The 18,258-nt window shown below is 39.6% G+C and carries 18 protein-coding genes; 8 read left to right on the top strand and 10 right to left on the bottom strand.

Going from position 1 to position 18,258, the window contains the following annotated elements; all coding sequences use genetic code 11:
• Positions 1-12: 12 nt before the first annotated feature.
• From FL972_RS09395 to FL972_RS09385, 3 genes are all read right to left on the bottom strand, one after another.
• Positions 13-2,631 carry a DNA gyrase/topoisomerase IV subunit A gene (locus FL972_RS09395; RefSeq protein WP_144605070.1) on the bottom strand — a complete coding sequence of 873 codons (2,619 nt, stop codon included), beginning with the start codon at positions 2,629-2,631 and terminating at the stop codon, positions 13-15.
• 97 nt (positions 2,632-2,728) lie between these two features.
• On the bottom strand, positions 2,729-4,621 hold the full coding sequence (locus tag FL972_RS09390) for a DNA topoisomerase IV subunit B (RefSeq protein WP_144605068.1): 1,893 nt from the start codon (positions 4,619-4,621) through the stop codon (positions 2,729-2,731).
• A gap of 10 nt (positions 4,622-4,631) precedes the next feature.
• Positions 4,632-5,123 (bottom strand): DNA topoisomerase IV, encoded by a 492-nt coding sequence (locus FL972_RS09385; protein ID WP_144605066.1) that lies wholly within the window; start codon positions 5,121-5,123, stop codon positions 4,632-4,634.
• 244 nt (positions 5,124-5,367) lie between these two features.
• On the opposite strand from FL972_RS09385, the gene FL972_RS09380 reads away from it, so the two are divergent.
• Positions 5,368-5,751, top strand: a complete 384-nt coding sequence (locus FL972_RS09380) for a hypothetical protein (RefSeq protein WP_144605064.1) — start codon at positions 5,368-5,370, stop codon at positions 5,749-5,751.
• Here FL972_RS09380 and FL972_RS09375 read toward each other — a convergent pair.
• The gene (locus FL972_RS09375; RefSeq protein ID WP_144605179.1) at positions 5,732-6,664 is read right to left on the bottom strand and encodes an ROK family protein; all 933 of its coding nucleotides are present in this window, start codon (positions 6,662-6,664) and stop codon (positions 5,732-5,734) included. The genes FL972_RS09380 and FL972_RS09375 overlap by 20 nt on opposite strands.
• Before the next feature lie 45 nt (positions 6,665-6,709).
• Complete coding sequence (locus FL972_RS09370) at positions 6,710-7,219, bottom strand: YkgJ family cysteine cluster protein (RefSeq protein WP_250161329.1); 510 nt, start codon at positions 7,217-7,219, stop codon at positions 6,710-6,712.
• Between the two features lie 66 nt (positions 7,220-7,285).
• On the opposite strand from FL972_RS09370, the gene FL972_RS09365 reads away from it, so the two are divergent.
• On the top strand, positions 7,286-7,645 hold the full coding sequence (locus FL972_RS09365; RefSeq protein ID WP_091653979.1) for an arsenate reductase family protein: 360 nt from the start codon (positions 7,286-7,288) through the stop codon (positions 7,643-7,645).
• On the opposite strand, the gene FL972_RS09360 is transcribed toward FL972_RS09365, so the two are convergent.
• On the bottom strand, positions 7,642-8,481 hold the full coding sequence (locus tag FL972_RS09360; protein ID WP_144605062.1) for a CvfB family protein: 840 nt from the start codon (positions 8,479-8,481) through the stop codon (positions 7,642-7,644). The genes FL972_RS09365 and FL972_RS09360 overlap by 4 nt on opposite strands.
• Positions 8,482-8,659: 178 nt before the next feature.
• Here FL972_RS09360 and FL972_RS09355 point away from each other — a divergent pair, with 178 nt between their 5' ends.
• On the top strand, positions 8,660-9,550 hold the full coding sequence (locus FL972_RS09355) for a 3-hydroxybutyryl-CoA dehydrogenase (RefSeq protein ID WP_144605060.1): 891 nt from the start codon (positions 8,660-8,662) through the stop codon (positions 9,548-9,550).
• A 13-nt stretch (positions 9,551-9,563) separates the two neighbouring features.
• Positions 9,564-10,181 (top strand): deoxynucleoside kinase, encoded by a 618-nt coding sequence (locus FL972_RS09350; RefSeq protein WP_144605058.1) that lies wholly within the window; start codon positions 9,564-9,566, stop codon positions 10,179-10,181.
• A gap of 28 nt (positions 10,182-10,209) precedes the next feature.
• On the opposite strand, the gene FL972_RS09345 is transcribed toward FL972_RS09350, so the two are convergent.
• The 3 genes from FL972_RS09345 to FL972_RS19410 are packed head-to-tail and all read right to left on the bottom strand — an operon-like array spanning position 10,210 to position 11,468.
• Positions 10,210-10,854 carry a DUF7255 family protein gene (locus tag FL972_RS09345; protein ID WP_144605056.1) on the bottom strand — a complete coding sequence of 215 codons (645 nt, stop codon included), beginning with the start codon at positions 10,852-10,854 and terminating at the stop codon, positions 10,210-10,212.
• A gap of 2 nt (positions 10,855-10,856) precedes the next feature.
• Complete coding sequence (locus FL972_RS09340) at positions 10,857-11,315, bottom strand: DUF2452 domain-containing protein (RefSeq protein WP_144605054.1); 459 nt, start codon at positions 11,313-11,315, stop codon at positions 10,857-10,859.
• Positions 11,316-11,321: 6 nt separating this feature from the next.
• Positions 11,322-11,468 (bottom strand): hypothetical protein, encoded by a 147-nt coding sequence (locus FL972_RS19410; protein ID WP_186300071.1) that lies wholly within the window; start codon positions 11,466-11,468, stop codon positions 11,322-11,324.
• Between the two features lie 442 nt (positions 11,469-11,910).
• Here FL972_RS19410 and FL972_RS09335 point away from each other — a divergent pair, with 442 nt between their 5' ends.
• From FL972_RS09335 to ggt, 3 genes are read left to right on the top strand one after another with little or no spacing between them, the layout of a single operon-like run.
• Entirely contained in the window at positions 11,911-12,246 is a 336-nt protein-coding gene (locus tag FL972_RS09335; RefSeq protein ID WP_091653995.1) for an Hpt domain-containing protein, read from the top strand.
• A gap of 12 nt (positions 12,247-12,258) precedes the next feature.
• On the top strand, positions 12,259-14,637 hold the full coding sequence (locus FL972_RS09330; RefSeq protein WP_144605052.1) for a S9 family peptidase: 2,379 nt from the start codon (positions 12,259-12,261) through the stop codon (positions 14,635-14,637).
• Positions 14,630-16,342, top strand: coding sequence for a gamma-glutamyltransferase (gene ggt, locus FL972_RS09325; protein WP_144605050.1), 1,713 nt, complete (start codon positions 14,630-14,632; stop codon positions 16,340-16,342). Before FL972_RS09330 ends, ggt begins: the two co-directional genes overlap by 8 nt.
• Positions 16,343-16,381: 39 nt before the next feature.
• Here ggt and FL972_RS09320 read toward each other — a convergent pair whose 3' ends face one another.
• Positions 16,382-17,344, bottom strand: a complete 963-nt coding sequence (locus FL972_RS09320) for a tryptophan 2,3-dioxygenase family protein (RefSeq protein ID WP_144605048.1) — start codon at positions 17,342-17,344, stop codon at positions 16,382-16,384.
• Positions 17,345-17,461: 117 nt separating this feature from the next.
• Here FL972_RS09320 and FL972_RS09315 point away from each other — a divergent pair.
• The coding region (locus FL972_RS09315) for an acyl-CoA dehydrogenase family protein (protein WP_250161330.1) at positions 17,462-18,258 on the top strand (797 nt) is incomplete at its 3' end.

Below are 18,258 nucleotides of genomic sequence, written 5' to 3'. Positions count from 1 at the left end.
AAAAGGGACTGTTTAAAACAGTCCCAATTGTTCTTCGTCATCCTTTTTGGGACTCAAATCTATGGTGCTTCCCACTTCAAGTTCATCATCCGTTTCACCTTCTTCCTCAGAACTGTCCGCCTCTTGCTTTTTGGATTCCTTTTTAACTTCAATCAACTGCAAGTCCTTGATATCATGAGAACTTAACTTGTTACCAATGGCTTTCCAGCCTTTGACATCGATTAGCATATCCAAATCAAACTCTACCGACTCTTCATTCTTACCTTTTACCAAGGTAGCAGAGACCTGAGGTTGCTTATTGGTAGATACAAGCTTGAGATAGGATGATTTATGATCAGTAATAAAGTTGAATTTTTTATTGAGTGTAGTAGTTTCCACCTGGAATCTTTTCACATAGAAGGTCTTACTCCCTCCATCAAAATACACTGCAGAAAGGATCTTTTCTGGTTCAAACTTTTCAATCAACACCACCTCATTGGGTTCGTATCGGTTGGTCAGTTCAAAATTGGTCAATTCATAATCCCCAGACTTATAGCAAACCAAAATTCTATCTTCACCCAGGAAATTACCGATTAAATTACCCCGTTGATCTGTGTTAAGCCTTCCTACAATAGGATCGTAATAAATATCCAATCCACCTAAAGTGGAAACCCCTTCCATTTTCAGTTGGATTTTTCTAACTGGATATTTGGTCAGAATATTTCCTCCTGCTCCTCTCCCCTTGATCTCTATCGTGGCAAAATCAAAATCGAATACTTTGACTCTGGCTTTGGCACCTTGGGTCAAATAAACTGTTACAATTTCAGCTTCCCCATTCGGATTAGCCGTGAGATAAAGCGATTTTGATCCTTTCGTCCCTTTTGTCAGATCATATTCTTTATCTCTCGTTACACCTCCAGGCTGGAACCTTTTAACCATGGCTCTACCAGATGCACCGTCCAAATAGATCATATTGAAAGTCAAGCGCTCATCAGTTTTTCTATAGATTCCTACATGGAGAATGTCTTTCCCCATGAAGTTCTTCTCCTGAATCTTGGAAACCATCATCACTCCATCTCTACGAATTACGATGATATCATCCAGATCGGAACAGTCACAGACAAACTCTTCTTTTTTCAATCCCATGCCCACAAAACCATCTTTTCGGTTCACGTACAATTTGGCATTATTCGCTGCTACTACGCTGGCTTGGATGGTATCAAAGGCTCTGATTTCAGTTTTTCTTTCTCTGCCTTTTCCGTATTTATCTCTTAGATTTTCATAATACTTGATCGCATAGTCTGTCAGGTGCCTTAGGTTATGATTTACTTCCTTCAATTCATCCTGAAGCCTTTTCATCAATTCATCTGCCTTGAAGGCATCAAATTTCGAAATTCGCTTAATCTTAATCTCTGTAAGACGGATCAAGTCCTCCTGAACAATCTCTCTGTAAAAATCAGGCTTGTAAGGATCCAAACCTTTGTCAATCGCCTCCAAAACAGCATCCCAGGTTGTACATTCTTCAATATCCCTGTAGATCCTGTTTTCGATAAATATTTTTTCCAAAGAAGAGAATAGGAGCTTTTCCATTAACTCCCCTTTTCTGATCTCCAGCTCCCGCTTTAAAAGTGCTTTAGTTTGCTTGGTGTTGTATTCAAGAATCTGATTGACCGTTAGAAAGACCGGTTTATCTTCAATGATTACACAAGCATTAGGAGAAATAGAAACCTCACAATCTGTAAAGGCATAGAGCGCATCAATAGTTACATCGGGCGAAACTCCGGGAGCCAAATGAACCTGAATCTCAACATCTTTAGCAGTGTTGTCCACCACTTTTTTGATTTTGATTTTCCCTTTATCATTGGCTTTTAAAATAGAATCAATCAGAGAATCAGTAGTTGTACCGTAAGGTATCTCCTTGATTAAAAGAGTTTTAGAATCCTCTTCTTCTATTTTAGCTCGAACTTTGATTTTTCCTCCTCTAAGGCCCTCATTATATTCACTGAAGTCTGCCAATCCTCCAGTGATGAAGTCCGGAAGAACATTGGTTTTATTGCCTTTTAGAATTTCAATTGAGCCATCTATCAACTCAAGAAAATTATGAGGAAGAATTTTAGTGGAAAGACCTACAGCAATTCCTTCAACACCCTGCGCAAGCAGTAATGGAAACTTAACCGGAAGGGTAACAGGTTCTCTTTTTCGACCGTCATATGATAACTGCCACTCAGTGGTTTGAGGATTGAATACTACCTCAAGGGCAAATTTGGAAAGCCTAGCCTCTATGTATCTTGCAGCCGCAGCTCTGTCACCTGTACGAATATCACCCCAGTTTCCCTGGGTTTCAATGAGAAGATCTTTTTGCCCCAAATTGACGATAGCATCTCCGATAGAAGCATCACCGTGTGGGTGGTATTGCATGGACTGTCCAATGATGTTGGCTACTTTATTGAATCGCCCATCGTCCATTTCCTTCATGGCATGAAGGATACGACGCTGAACTGGCTTCAATCCATCTTCAATTGCTGGGACAGCCCGCTCTAGGATTACATAAGAAGCATAATCCAGAAACCAATCCTTATACATTCCAGTAACAGGCACCGAATCGTGTAAGCTTTCGTCTTTTTCTTCAGGTCTATTTGTTTCCTCGCTCATTTAATTAATCCACTATTTATAAAGATCAGAAGTCATTCTGACTAGTCTTCAGGTTTAACTTTCTTCAGAAATATTAATTAATATTTCTATTAGGCTTTTATGCCACCTCTTCTTCCTCTGCTTGATTTCTTGGGTCATCCAAAGCCAGATCCTTCTCGATCTTCAAATTATCGATGATGAAGTTTTGTCTATCGGGTGTGTTTTTACCCATGTAGAAATTCAAAAGATCAGAGATTTTCGTTTCCTTGTTCAAGATGATAGGCTCCAACCGGATATCCTCTCCAATGAAATTCCCAAACTCTTCTGGTGAAATCTCTCCCAATCCTTTGAATCGGGTAATTTCCGGCTTATTTCCTAGCTTATGGATCGCACGTTGCCTTTCTTCATCAGAGTAGCAATAGATAGTTTCCTTCTTATTCCTTACCCTGAAAAGAGGTGTATCAAGAATAAATAAGTGCCCATTTTTCACCAAATCAGGGAAAAACTGCAGGAAATACGTCATGATTAAAAGTCGGATATGCATACCATCCACATCCGCATCGGTAGCTATGACAATTTTTCTATATCTCAAATTTTCAATACCATCTTCTATATTCAAGGCGTGCTGTAGCAGGTTAAATTCCTCATTTTCATACACCACCTTTTTCGTCATTCCAAAGCAGTTGAGCGGTTTACCCCTCAAGGAAAAAACTGCCTGAGTTTGCACATCCCTAGACTTGGTAATCGACCCAGAAGCTGAATCCCCCTCTGTGATGAAGAGCATGGTATTATTCTTCAAGTCTTCATTGGCCTTCGCATCATCATAATGCACACGGCAGTCTCTTAATTTTTTATTGTGAAGGTTAGCCTTTTTCGCTCTTTCATTTGCCAGCTTCTTGATTCCGGAAATCTCCTTCCTTTCTCTCTCAGACTGCAAGATTCTCTTCAACAAAGCGTCTGCTACTGCAGGGTTTTTATGAAGATAATTATCCAGTTCAGTCTTGATAAAGTCATTGACGAAGGTTCGTAAGGTTGGACCTTCTGGACCAACTGATTGAGAACCCAATTTGGTCTTTGTTTGGGATTCAAAAACGGGCTCCTGAACCCTTACCGCAATGGCTGCTACCACACTTTGGCGGATATCTGAAGAGTCATAATCTTTTTTATAAAATTCCCGAACTGTCTTGACAATAGCCTCTCTAAAAGCTGCCAAGTGAGTTCCTCCCTGGGTGGTATACTGTCCATTGACAAATGAATAATATTCCTCTCCATATTGATTGGAATGAGTGATCGCTACTTCTATATCATTTCCTTTCAAATGGATGATAGGATACCTTGAGCTTTCCTCATCAACTTTATTGGACAACAAATCATAAAGTCCTCTGTCTGAGAAAAACTTTTTTCCATTGAAATTAATGGTCAAACCTGCATTCAAGTAGGCGTAATTCCAGATTTGATTTTCAAGATATTCAGGGATGAAGTGGTAATTCTTGAATATGCTGGCATCAGGGGTGAAAATCACCTTTGTGCCATTTCTATCAGAAGATTTCTCAATCGGTCTGTCTTCCTTTAATACCCCTTTCTCAAATTCAGCTATTTTGGTTTCCCCATCACGATAGGATTGAACTTTAAAATAGTCTGACAAAGCGTTTACAGCTTTTGTACCGACTCCATTTAGTCCTACTGATTTTTGAAAAGCACCTGAATCATACTTTCCACCGGTATTGATTTTGGAAACACAGTCTATCACTTTCCCCAAAGGAATGCCACGACCATAATCCCTTATTTCAACTCGATGCTCAGAAATTTTTACTTCGATGGTTCGTCCATACCCCATCATGTGTTCATCGATGGAGTTATCCAAAACCTCTTTGACCAAAACATAAATCCCATCATCCTGGGCACTTCCATCTCCGAGTTTACCAATATACATCCCCGGCCTAAGGCGGATATGCTCTCTCCAATCCAGAGATTTAATACTGTCTTCGGTATATTTAACTGTTTCTGCCATAGTCTTATCCTTAATCTCTTTTTTGTAGCTGTTTGGCTTTTCCTACGAAAAGCAAAAAGAGTGCAATGATCCAAAGCACCAAAAGCCCAGGAATCAAATAAAAGAAAAAGCCAAATTCATCTGCTGCGATCTCCTCCTGATTATTGGTGGCATGGATGTAAAATACAATGGTCGCAAGACTCAGATTGATAATGCCTCCAAAGGAGTAAAACCAAGTCAATAAATAATCTCTATAAATATCTCCTATCGGAAAAAGCTTGTGGAGTTTTCTATACGATTTGGTCTCCAACATTTTTGGTGGAACGAGCACCAAAGCATTCAAAGCCACAAATGTTGCAATCATCCCATAGAAAAAGTTTCCTTTTCCGATAGTAGAAATACCTCCTTCTCCATCCGTTTGATAAGTGACCTGATCGGTCAATGCTGAGTAGAAGTAAAGGAGAAAAAAGAGAAAGAAAATGATGCTGATGTAGTAAAAGGCTTTCCCAAAACGGTAGTACATAATTCACGGGTAATTAGATGTGCTAATATAAAGGATTTGCTCAAACAGAATGTGCCAATTAGGGTTTCATGCTATGACAATATTTGTCAATAGATTCAAAAAACCGTGAGCATAAGCTGATTAAGGCAAAAAACAAATCTGGAAATTTTCAATTGTATTCAAAATTGATTCAAATAGTTTTATAGAAAACATAGTCCTGATTTAAGTTTGCGCTATACCTTTGCTCCAAATCAATTATTACCCAATGAAACGTTCGATTTCTTTCATTTTCGTATTGCTATTCATGATTGCTGCTTGTTCCAGCCCTTTAGAAACTGGAAACATCAATATTGAGAATTGGAAAAATGATAGGTATGGTTGCAAGGGCCTTCGCATTCAAGATTTAGATGAATTGGAAAAAATCAAAAACAGCTTTCTAGGGGCTAATAACCAAGAAATCATCAAAACCTTTGGAAGGCCAGACCGGGTAGAGTTGGTTGACAAAAGCCAGAGCTTTTTCTTTTACTTCCTGGAACCAAGCAATGCATGTGAAGGGGTAGAAATAGAAAAAGAACCGTTGAAGGTTCTTTTTCGAATGAATGCAATATCTAAAGTTTCTGAAGTAACTATTACAACCCTGAACCCATAAAACACAAGGCAGCAGCACCTAATGTGCCTGCATTATTTTCTAAGGTGGCTTTTTTCAATCTCAAATCCTTATTATAGTAATTAGTCAGGTATTGACGGATGGTTCTTTCCATAGAAGGCATCATAAACTCCAAACCTGCGGAAATTCCGCCTCCAAAATACACTTCTGTCACGTCCAAAATTCGGATAGTAGAAACAATGGCTTCTCCAAGGATAATCCCTACTTCCTGGAAAACCATGAGGGAAACTTCATTTCCTTCCTTGGCTGTGTCGACCAATAAATGAGTTCCCAGGTCGGCACCTTTCAATCTCCCAGCTTTTTCTGGATAAGCAGCTATCATTCTCTCAAGAATTGATAAAATACCTTTTCTACCTATTAATGTTTCCAATCTGGCACTACCGCTGGATAGCATGTGACCCATTTCAAGGGCGTTACCTCTAGAACCTTTAAAAACCTCACCATCCAAAACCATGGCACTTCCAATTCCAGTACCCATAGTAATGAAGAGGAAATTATCCGATGGATCGTCTTTTCCGTAATAGAACTCACCAATTGCCGCAGCAGCGGCATCATTTTCCAAGAAGAACTCTTTATCAGGGTAAGCTTTTTCCAATCCTTTTTTCAGATTGAAATTATTCAGGCTCGGAATAGCAGGGATTTCCAGCGGAGTAGTTCTATCCTTGCTAATCAACCCAGGTAGTCCAATACCTACTTTCTCAACCTGAGGATATTTTTTGAAATACTTGTCTAACCCGGAGATAAATGCTTGACCAAAACCTTCGGCATGGTCTCTGAATGGCGTTGTATCCTCTTTTTGGAAATCGAGGATATTTCCGTTTTTGTCTACAAGTCCGATTTTAAGATGGGTCCCGCCCACGTCCACTCCTAAAAAGTGTGTCTCCGAATTATTCATTTTGTTCTTCATAGGTTTGATTCTCAAAAAAGCCAAAAAATTGCTTTACTTCCTATATTCTTTGCCAATCTGCTGGAAAATTTTGAAAACTGCAGGACAAACAAGCGTATTTTTTAAAGTTAAACCCAAAATTCCGTGAATATTCTTCCGATTCGTGTGAGGATACTCCTTGCATGCCTTGGGTCTGTCCTCATAGACTAAACACTTATTATCTGAATTCAAAAAAGGACAGGGCGAAGAGTTCAAGACATAATCTCCATCTTCATCCCGATGAAGATATTCGTCTATAAACTCGCTACTTTTTTGACGAAAAACCTTTGCTAAACGATCTATATCTGTTTGCAAGAAAATGGGACTTGTTGTCTTACAGCAATTTGCACATTCAAGGCAATCCAAACTTTCGAATACTTTATCGTGTAGATTTTCAAAGTCCTCATCCAGCTTTTTAGGCTTTACTTTTCGCAGCCTTTCCTTCAGCTTTTTATTAGTTGGGAATTCAGATTTACTCTCAATGTTAAATAATTCTAAATTCAATGAATCTTTTGATGCAACCACATCTATCTTATTTTCAATTTATTACGTATTTTTTGTATCTTAATATGGCACAAAACCCCAATGACTATGAAAACACATCCATCAGAACTTTTATTCTATCACAGCGCAGGTCAACCCATTGATAAGCAAACCAAAGCCTACGCAAAGTCTCTGGCAAAATTTGTCAACGAGATCGATGTGGTGAAACAAAGAATCACTGCGACTCAATGGGACAGCATTTTATTGAAACTTGGACTGCGTGCCAAGGACCTACTCAATCGAGCCCATCCGGATTACCAGAAATACATCGCAGGTAAAAACTGGGATGATGAAGACTGGCTCAAAATCTTGGTCAAATATCCTTATTTGATCAAATCACCGATTGCACTATTCAGAAATAAAGCAATTCTCTGCCGAACCCCCAGTGATATATTAAAGCTGGATTAATCTCCGCTATTAGCTAAGGCAATCCCATCTTCCAGAATTTTTATTTCTCGGGCTTTATATAGTTGTCCTATGCATTGTTTAAAGTGCTTTTTACTCATAGAAAGCACTTTTTTTATTTCCTCAGGATCTGATTTATCATGAAGGGGAAGAAACTTTTTTTCTTCCAGAATTTTCAGGATTCTTTCAGCACCTTCTTCGTATTTCTCTCTTCCTGCAGGCAAAAGTTGCAAATCAATTTTACCATCATCTCTCCTTTTCTTTACATAGAGCGTGCGCTGCTCTCCTATTTCCAATGGTTGAAACACTTCATTTGCATAGACCAAGCCTTCGTATCGGTCTTCTAGTAAGACCTTATATCCAAGGTCAGTTTTGTCAAATATCAAGCCTTCAACCTGAATTCCCGGCTCATAGTCCTTAGGTGCAGGATAGATAAAGTCCTTATGCTTGGTACTTCCTATCAGCCTATTGGTTCTGTAATCCACACAAACTTTCACCAGGTATTTTTTTCCAGGCTCCATATTTTTACCCATCTCAGCATTAGGTACCAAAAGATCTTTTGGCAAACCCCAATCCATAAAAGCTCCAAATGAGGTGACTTCCTTAGCTTCCATGACACCCCATTCGTCTAAAAGTGCAATAGGTCGAGTGGTTACGGCAACTGGTCTGTCTTCGCTGTCAGTATATACAAAAACCTCAAGCTCATCATTTTCACGCTCCTCCCCTTTCAAATAACCTTGGGGTAACAAGACCTCTTCACCGGACTCTAACTGAAGGTATGCTCCAAAATCTGTAAATCTATTGATGGGTAGTTTGCTGACTAAGCCGAGTTCTTTCATAGTTCAAAGGTAGCTATTAATCTAAAAGGTTTTTGAAATTTTGTGACAAACAAAGTCAGGAAACACATGTTTAAAAATTGGATTTCCTAGCTGTTGGAAGTAGTTTTGAATCCCTTTGCTAGAAGGCAAAGTCAAAAGAACCCAAATAGAACTGTTTTTAAATTTTAATCACCTCATTATGAAAAATATCACTGTCATAGGATCCGGAACCATGGGAAATGGAATTGCACACGTTTTTGCCCAAACTGGATATCATGTGTCCTTAGTAGACCTGAAAGAAGAATTTTTGGACAAGGCTTTGGCTACTATTTCCAAAAACATGGACAGACAGGTGAGCAAAGGCCTTCTTTCTGAAGATCAAAAAACTGAAGCTCTAGGGAGAATCAAAAAATTCACAGAACTCAAAGAAGGAGTAAAAGAGGCAGATTTGATCGTTGAGGCGGCTACGGAAAATATGAATATCAAGCTCGATATTTTCAGACAAATGGATGAGTTTGCACCTAAAAGTGCGATTCTGGCAACCAATACCTCCTCCATTTCTATCACCAAAATTGCTGCAGTTACCCAAAGACCTGCACAGGTGATTGGAATGCACTTCATGAATCCTGTTCCTGTCATGAAGCTTGTGGAAGTAATCAGGGGATATGCAACTTCAGATGAGGTTACAGATAAGATCATGGACCTATCCAAAAATTTAGGGAAGGTTCCAGTAGAGGTAAATGATTATCCAGGATTCGTTGCCAACAGAATATTGATGCCTATGATCAATGAGGCAATCATCACATTATTCGAAGGAGTCGCAGGTGTAGAAGAAATTGACACGGTCATGAAATTAGGCATGGCACACCCTATGGGGCCTCTTCAATTGGCTGACTTTATCGGTTTGGATGTTTGCTTATCTATTCTAAAGGTATTGCACGATGGTTTTGGCAATCCTAAGTATGCTCCATGTCCTTTATTGGTAAATATGGTAGAGGCAGGTTACAAAGGAGTGAAAACAGGTGAAGGATTTTATCAGTATACTCCGGGAAGCAAGGACATTAAAGTAGCTCCAAGATTCATTAAATAAGCATTAGCAAATCATGCACTTAGCAGTATCCGGAAATATCGGTAGCGGGAAAACTACGCTTACAGAAAAGCTTGCCAAACATTACGGCTGGAAAGCTGAATTTGAAGCGGTAGATAATAATCCCTACTTGCCTGACTTTTATGAAGACATGAAAAGGTGGGCTTTTCACCTTCAGGTTTATTTTTTGAATTCTAGATTCAATCAAATCAAAACTATTCAGGAAAGTAAAACCCCTACTATTCAAGATAGAACAATCTACGAGGATGCTTACATCTTTGCGGCAAACTTGTATAAAAGCAAGCTTTTGAGTGAAAGGGATTACTACAATTACCGAAGCCTTTTTGATAGCATGATTTCTCATGTAAAGGCTCCTGATTTGCTGATTTATCTCAAAGCTGATATCCCCAAATTAGTTGGACAAATTGAAAAAAGAGGTAGATCCTATGAAACGGCAATGAGGATTGATTATCTCAAAAATCTAAATTCCCATTACGAAGACTGGATATCTAATTATAAAGAAGGGAAGTTATTGATCATTGATGTCAATGAATTGGACTTTGTAGAAAGACCTGAGGACTTCTCTTTTATTGTAGATAAGGTTCATAGAGAAATCTTTGGATTGTTCGCTTAAAAAATAAAGCAGCTGAAAGGCTGCTTTTTTACTCCAATTTCCTCAAAAACCAGTTACAGATTACTTTTCTCTGATCCTCATTTGGGTTAACCAACATTTGATCCAATCGCTTCAGGCTCCCACCAGTCATAATGGTTTCATAGGGAGCTATCCGAATCAACTTGTAACCATGAATTCTGGACTGAAGATCGATTTGAGCATCATTGAAAGCTGTTAATTTCCAACCTGAAGCGCCTACACCGGAATAGTCTCCCGGTTCGGAAGCCTGACCAAACCAAGTCCCCGCAACAGGTGGACCATTCCAAATTCTTTCCTGCAAACCAGCTTTCTGACATTCCTTTTCATAAGTTCTACAGAGTCTCTTATAGGCTTCCGAAAAAGGGAAAGACATTTCACTGTAAAAATCAGATCTTAAGCTTATTAATCTATATCTATTAAAGTGAATAGGTGAATCAAAGAGGAATAAGACCCTGTTTATTTTCATATCAAAATTTGCCTTTTCCAATAATGGATGCTTGCCTTTTCCACCTAAGTCATCATAAACTTCATGAAGCCAAGCTTGCCCTTTAGAATCCAGAAATGAGGGGTTGAACTCCAATTGAAAACGATCATCAAAATCTACTTCTCCTTCTTTTAAGATGGAGAGGAGATTGCTTAAAAGTACTTGTTGCATGACTATATATTCTCTCTGACAATTTCCCAAGTATGGTCTGCCAGTAATTTTACTTCAGCCACAAAAGCAGCAAAGTCTTTCTTTCTCCCCCATTCTTCAGGGGCTATCATGCTCAAAAAATCAGAACCATCTTCTTTTTGATACAGGAAGTAGGTATGGTTAATTAAAGGTTCGAATGCAATGGATGCTTGATAAATCCTTTCAGAAACCTCTACCCGAGCTTTAATCTTTTTTGCCTGATCAGCCAAAAGCTGCATCTGCTCATAGATTTGAGCCATCTGCATATCAGTTTGGCTTTGCATAGCAGCCACGGCTCTGCCCGTAATTTTACCCTTATCTTCAGGTTTGATCAGAGCACTGCCCGAGTGATGAGCATAGGGAAGAGTACCGGGTTCTTCGGTCGTCTTATCCTTCATGCGTTCCAGATCCAACTTATCTACATCTATCTTCTTTCCAGTCATTGAATTTTATTCTTCTCCTGTTGTAATACGTTCTTTTAGATTTCCTTTTGAGCCGGGGAAAGTAGTTCTCTGAGAAATATCATAACCAATCCAAAGCATGATTAGCATGAATATCACAAAGACTATCAAAAAGACTTTCTTATTCCTTTTCATCTGTTTATGATTTTTTCTGATTATCCGCAATCATGCCAGTTGCCTTATTTTCCTTGTTTGCCTGGTTGGAAGATCGAAGACCCAGCCACGGCAGGCGAAGCTTCCGTGAATCTGATCCTTTTAGCAGACAATAAGCCATATTTTTATTGATACTAGTATTAAAGCGGATACCATATAATTTGTTTTTCAAAGGTCAGATAGAATCTTCGCATTGATTCCCCGATACATCGGGGCGTCTCTATGTATTTCGCTTTGGGTCCTGCTCGATTTCATAACAGTGCTTCTTAATTCTGGTTCAAAATTAATGTTTAACCAGTAAACACACATCTTTATAACTGATTTATGGAATCTTTGATTAAGAAATCCCTGATATTGAAAAATGTTTTTAATTTTAAGGATAGGTACCAAACAATCATTTTTATTTTGACTAGTCAAATTGCTCATGTATCAGCTAATCAGTGAACAAAGCATCTACCAATATTTTGGAGATGATGATCCGGATATGATCAGGGATATGATCCAAATTATTCTGGAAACCAACGTCCATGACCTCAAAGAGTTAGGGGATTTTTACGAAAAAAAGGAATTTGAAATCATCAAAAAAAGATGTCATAAGGCAAAGCCTAGCATGAGCTATATTGGAGCTATTAAGACTAGGAAATTGCTGGAGGAAATTGAGGCGGATATACCCAACTCACTTCCTCTGAATGCAAAACTTCAAAATCACCTTTTAACCATTGAGGACGAACTAAAAAAATTCGTCAAAACTCTTGATTAATAGTTAACAAGCATGGCTCGTAATTGTCTACTTATCCTGGCATTTATATGCCTATCCTCTCCCCTTTTTGCCCAATCACAATTAAGCGTGGAATATATCATGCGGGATCCTCAATGGATGGGTACTTTCCCAAGTAGAGCAAGATGGAGTGATGATAGTCAAACGATTTATTTCCAATACAATCCAGAAAAAAATCCTGCTGATTCCACTTACAAAATCCGGCTAAACTCTCCAAAACAAATCCAAAAAGTCAGTTGGAGAGAAGAGCATGCTATGAGGAGAGATCAAGCCAATTGGAATACTGATTATTCTCAGAGAGTTTATTTGAGTGCATCAGACCAAATTTCTTTGGAAAACATGAAAACAGGCCAAAATAAGGTCCTGTTAGATTGGCATACAAGGGTTTCCAATCCAACTTTTCTGGCAGATGAAAATTTGATCTCATTTCTCTCAGATCAAAATATTTTCACGCTTAATCTCAGTACAGGAGTTGTAAAAAAGGTCACTCAAATATCCTCCGGTTCTAAACCCTCCAAAAAATCAAATTCCAACCAAGCAGAGCAGGTCAAGGGATTTGTGGAAGCTGAAAATTTAGAGCTTCTTCAAGTGGTCAAAGAAAGACAGGAGGCGGAGAAAAAACGTGCAGCCTACAGAGAGGCTACCAGAGAACAGGCGGAGGAAAAATTTGTCTATTATACCGAGGGAAAAAGCCCGGCTAACCTCCAACTTTCACCTGATGGCAACTTTGCGACTTTCACTTATTATAATTCATCCAGCAATAAAAATACAAAGGTTCCGGACTATGTCGCTGCCTCAGGTTATACAGAAGACTTAAATGCTAGACCAAAAGTGGGAACCGAACCCACCACTTCTGAAATTGGAATTTATGATCTGAAAAGAGACAGTGTTTATTTCATAGATTATTCGAAGCTTCCTGGTCTTCAGGACCTTCCTGATTATACTAAAGACTACCCTACCAAAGAGTGGGATAGCACAAACAGAAAGCTATCTCTTTTTGGGCCCATATTTTCTCCTGACGGAAAAAGAGCAATTGTTCAAGCCCGATCTTTTGACAATAAAGATAGATGGATTGCTGAGGTAAACCTTCAAACAGGTGAATTAAAAAATTTGGACAGGCAAAGAGATGAAGCTTGGATAGCAGGACCTGGTATCGGCTGGACTTTTTCAGGAGGAACTTTAGGTTGGCTCCCAGATAGCAAGCATATTTATTTTCAATCAGAAGAAAGCGGATATTCTCACCTATATCTCTTAAATGTAGAAAATGGAAATAAAAAGGCTTTGACTGCAGGTGCTTACGAAGTGTTTGATCCTTTCATTTCCAGAGATAAAAAAAGTTGGTTCTTTACCAGTTCAGAGGTAGATCCTGGAGAAAGACATTTTTACCAAATGCCCCTAATGGGAGGAAAAAGGGTTCAGCTTACCTCAATGACTGGAAATAATAATGTAAGTCTATCTCCTGATCAGAGTAAAATGGCTATTATTCATTCTTATAGCAACCGACCCGAGGAGCTTTACATACAGGACTTAAAACCCGGAGCCAAACCAGTTCAGTTGACTAACGGACAGAGTGAAGAATTCAAAGCTTATAATTGGAGAGATCCGGAAATTATTCGCTTTCAGGCTGAAGATGGAGCAATGGTGCCTGCGAGAATTTATCAACCAGAAGCCTCAAAGAAAAATGGAGCTGCTATCATCTTTGTACATGGAGCTGGATATCTTCAAAATGTACACAAATGGTGGAGCAGTTATTTCAGGGAATACATGTTCCATAACCTTTTGGCAGATTTGGGATACACTGTTTTGGACATAGACTATAGAGCTTCTTCTGGATATGGAAGAGATTGGAGAACGGGCATCTATAGACATATGGGAGGAAAGGACTTGTCCGACCAAGTTGACGGAGCCAAGCATTTGGTAGAAAAGTATGCAGTAGATGCTGATAGAATTGGAATTTACGGTGGAAGCTATGGAGGATTTATCACGCTTATGGCACTATTTACAGCTCCAGAGGTATTCAAATCCGGAGCTGCCCTTCGCTCAGTAACCGATTGGGCACATTACAATCACGGATATACTTCCAATATCCTCAATACCCCGGAAGAAGACCCTATTGCTTACAGAAGGTCCTCTCCTATCTACTTTGCTGAAGGTTTGAAAGGAAACCTTTTGATGGCGCATGGAATGGTAGATGTCAATGTTCATTTTCAGGACGTAGTTCGATTATCCCAAAGACTTATAGAATTAGGGAAAGATAATTGGGAAATGGCTATTTACCCAGTCGAGGATCACGGATTTGTGGAGCCTAGCTCCTGGACAGACGAATACAAACGGATTTTAAAACTATTCAACAGTACGCTCTTAGATGAATAAATCAAAGATCACCCGATCAGCTGCTTGCTTGCTAGGCTTGCAGCTACTCATTTTCTCTTGCCAAAGCCCAGAACCACAGCAAGAATCTAAGCGAGGCTTGATTGCGGAAAATGCTATGGTCGTGTCTGCCAGAGAAGAAGCCTCAAAAATTGGAGTGGAGATCATGCAGAAAGGAGGTAATGCTTTTGATGCGATGATGGCCACCGAAATGGCATTAGCAGTGACTTTTCCTTTTGCCGGCAATTTAGGAGGAGGAGGGTTTGCGGTTTTTCGAATGGCTAATGGAGAAACCGGATCCATCGATTATCGAGAAAAGGCTCCTGGTGCTGCACACCGTGACATGTATTTGGATGAAAATGGAAACGTGATCCCTGAACTGAGCACAAAAGGCGCTTTGGCTTCCGGAGTTCCAGGGACCATCGCAGGAATTTTTGAAGCTCAAGCCAAATATGGTAAGCTGGATCCAAAAGAAGTACTACAACCTGTTATTGATTTGGCTAGGAATGGATTTGTCGTAAGCCCACAGCAGGCAGATCGCTTGGCTGGAATCCGAGATGTAGTTCGGGAAGTCAATGGAGAGGAAACATTCTACGGTAAAGAATGGAATGCAGGAGACACAATTAAGAATTTAGCTTTAGCGGAAACCTTAGAACGGATTGCTAAAAACGGTAGAGATGAATTCTACAAAGGTGAAACAGGACATAGGCTTGTCGCGCATCTTCGAGATATGGGAGGTATCATCACCGAAGAGGATCTTGAAGCCTACGAAGCAGTCTGGCGAGAACCTGTGATCTTTAATTATAAAGAGCTTAGAGTCATCTCCATGGCACCTCCAAGTTCTGGAGGAGTGACCATAGGTCAAATTTTGAAAATGGTAGAACCCTTTGATCTCAAAAGCATGGGGCATAACTCCGCTGAATATGTTCAAGTTTTGACTGAAGCCATGAGAAGAGCCTATGCAGATCGAAACTACTACTTGGGAGATCCTGATTTTGTAGATATTCCAGTCAATGAGCTTTTAGATAGAGAATATCTAAAATCAAGAATGGAATCATTTAATCCGGATTTAGCAACACGTTCATCTGACATTGCAGAAGGGTCAGTGCTTTTTGCAGAAAGCATGGAAACTACGCACTATTCCATTATGGATTCGGATGGAAATGCGCTTGCTGTTACCACAACACTAAATGGAGCTTATGGATCTAAGGTTTATTTGGATGAATTGGGATTTTTCATGAATAATGAAATGGATGATTTCAGTAGCAAAGCCGGAGTTCCCAATATGTTTGGCCTGATTGGTGCAGAAGCAAATAGCATTGCTCCTGGAAAACGAATGCTCAGCTCCATGACTCCTACTTTGGTAGAGCGAGATGGAAAGCTCTGGATGATAGTCGGGACTCCTGGTGGATCTACGATCATCACAGCGGTAGCCCAAACTATCCTAAATGCCTATGAATTTGACATGACCATGCAGGAGGCGGTAGAAGCTCCGAGATTTCATCATCAATGGCTACCTGATCAAGTATTGTTTGAAGAAAACACCTTAGATAGTACCTTACTACAAATCCTCACTGCCAAAAAATACCTCATCAATGAGGGCCGTACGCCTATCATCGGTTCGGTTGATGCCATCATGGTCCTACCGGATGGGAAACTTGAAGGAGGTGCGGATCCCAGAAGAGAAAATAAAGCTGCTGGATATTAAATCAAAAGGCCTTGAATCAATAAACTCAAGGCCTTTTGCTTAATTATCTTCTCCAAAAATCTCCTTCACAACCCAACCTTTCCCCCACTCTTCCATTTCTTGCTCTGTCCACAGCTCCGGGTAAAAAATCACCTTCTGGAAGCGTGGAGGAAGGTATTTTTGCCAGTTGGTACCACCGGTAGCAGCTATATCTACAGGGTCTTTTTGTAAATACCTTACTGCTGATTTATAATGAGCCAAAGGCCAAAATACATTTGCCTTTAGATCAAACTTTTTCATTAAACCCGTCAACTCATCAGAAGGATTATCTATTTCCATGTACTTATGCCATAAATTTTTTCTTCTATAGCCTTCGATTAGTTCTTTTAATTTCTTCCCGTATTTCAGCTCAAAGTTTTTGAGCGTTAAGGTCTTTTTCCCACTGGCCAATTCTATTGCCCCTTGCTGCCAATACAGGTGTTCGAACAAATCATCCGCAGGAGAATGATAATCAAATTGAGATCTTTTGGATAAGGAAACCAATTGAAAGGCATCCGTTGCCATTAATTCAATCTCCCTATATTGGGCACTTTGAAAACCGGAGGAAGGCAAAAGAGACATTCTAAACTTCAGAAACTGCTCTTTTTCCATTCCTTTCCACATCATGGCAAATGAGCTAATCAAATGATCAAAATACATCAGAATCCTTTCCAGTCTGGATTGAAAGAATTCCTCAGTCAATTCTTTTTCATCGGCAATTTGCTCCATTTCAGAAATAATGAGTTTGAAATAGAGCTCGGTAATCTGATGATAAATGATAAAAATTTTCTCATCCTTAAAGCTGGTTTTGGGTTGCTGTAAGGACAGGAGCACATCTAAATTGATGTATTCCCAATAGGTCAAATAATCAGCATAAAGCAGACCTTCAAGATAGGAAAGCATATCCTGACCGGAGGCTTTGAACTTCTCTTCCAGTTGCTTGATTTTGTCTAATATCTTCGGGTCAAATTCAGATTCGTGCATGGGGATTTTTTGGGAAAAATGATAGTTTTTTAGGTGCTTATCTATTTACTTCGAAAGGCGGGAACACTTATTCTTCCCGACAAAAATCAGAGATTCATTTTAATAAACCAAAATACCATGGAGGCAGTAGAAATCCATAAGTCACAGAAGCAGGATACGTTTGAGGGGGTAGATTTTCTCGATATGGACGATTTGCTCACTGAGGAGCATAAATTGATTAGAGGTTCCATTCGAGATTTCGTGAAAAAAGAAATTTCTCCATACATAGAGGACTGGGCTCAAAAGGCTCATTTTCCTTATGAAATAGTGAGGAAGTTTGGTGATGTGGGAGCTTTTGGTCCTCAAATTCCTGAGGAATACGGAGGCGGCGGACTGGATTATATCGCCTATGGTTTGATTATGCAAGAAATTGAGCGTGGCGATTCTGGCATGAGATCTACAGCCTCTGTTCAGGGTTCTTTGGTCATGTATCCGATTTACAAGTTTGGTTCTGAAGAACAGCGCAAAAAGTACCTTCCTAAACTGGCATCAGGAGAAATGTTAGGCTGCTTCGGTTTGACAGAACCAGACCATGGCTCTAACCCATCGGGCATGACGACCAATTTCAAAGATATGGGAGACCACTACTTGCTCAATGGGGCAAAAATGTGGATTTCCAATTCTCCGAAAGCAGATATAGCCGTTGTTTGGGCTAAAAATGAGGAAGGCCGAATTCATGGATTGATTGTAGAAAGAGGCATGGAAGGGTTTTCTACACCAGAGACACACAACAAGTGGTCTTTGAGGGCTTCCTGTACCGGTGAGTTGGTTTTTGATAATGTGAAAGTTCCTAAGGAAAATCTACTGCCCAATAAATCTGGCTTAGGTGCTCCTTTGATGTGTTTGGATTCGGCAAGATTTGGAATTGCCTGGGG

This window comes from Algoriphagus algorifonticola (genome assembly GCF_007655305.1).
Classification (GTDB): domain Bacteria; phylum Bacteroidota; class Bacteroidia; order Cytophagales; family Cyclobacteriaceae; genus Algoriphagus; species Algoriphagus algorifonticola.
Note: the sequence above shows the minus strand (reverse complement) of the source record. Positions and strands in the feature narration are given on the sequence as shown.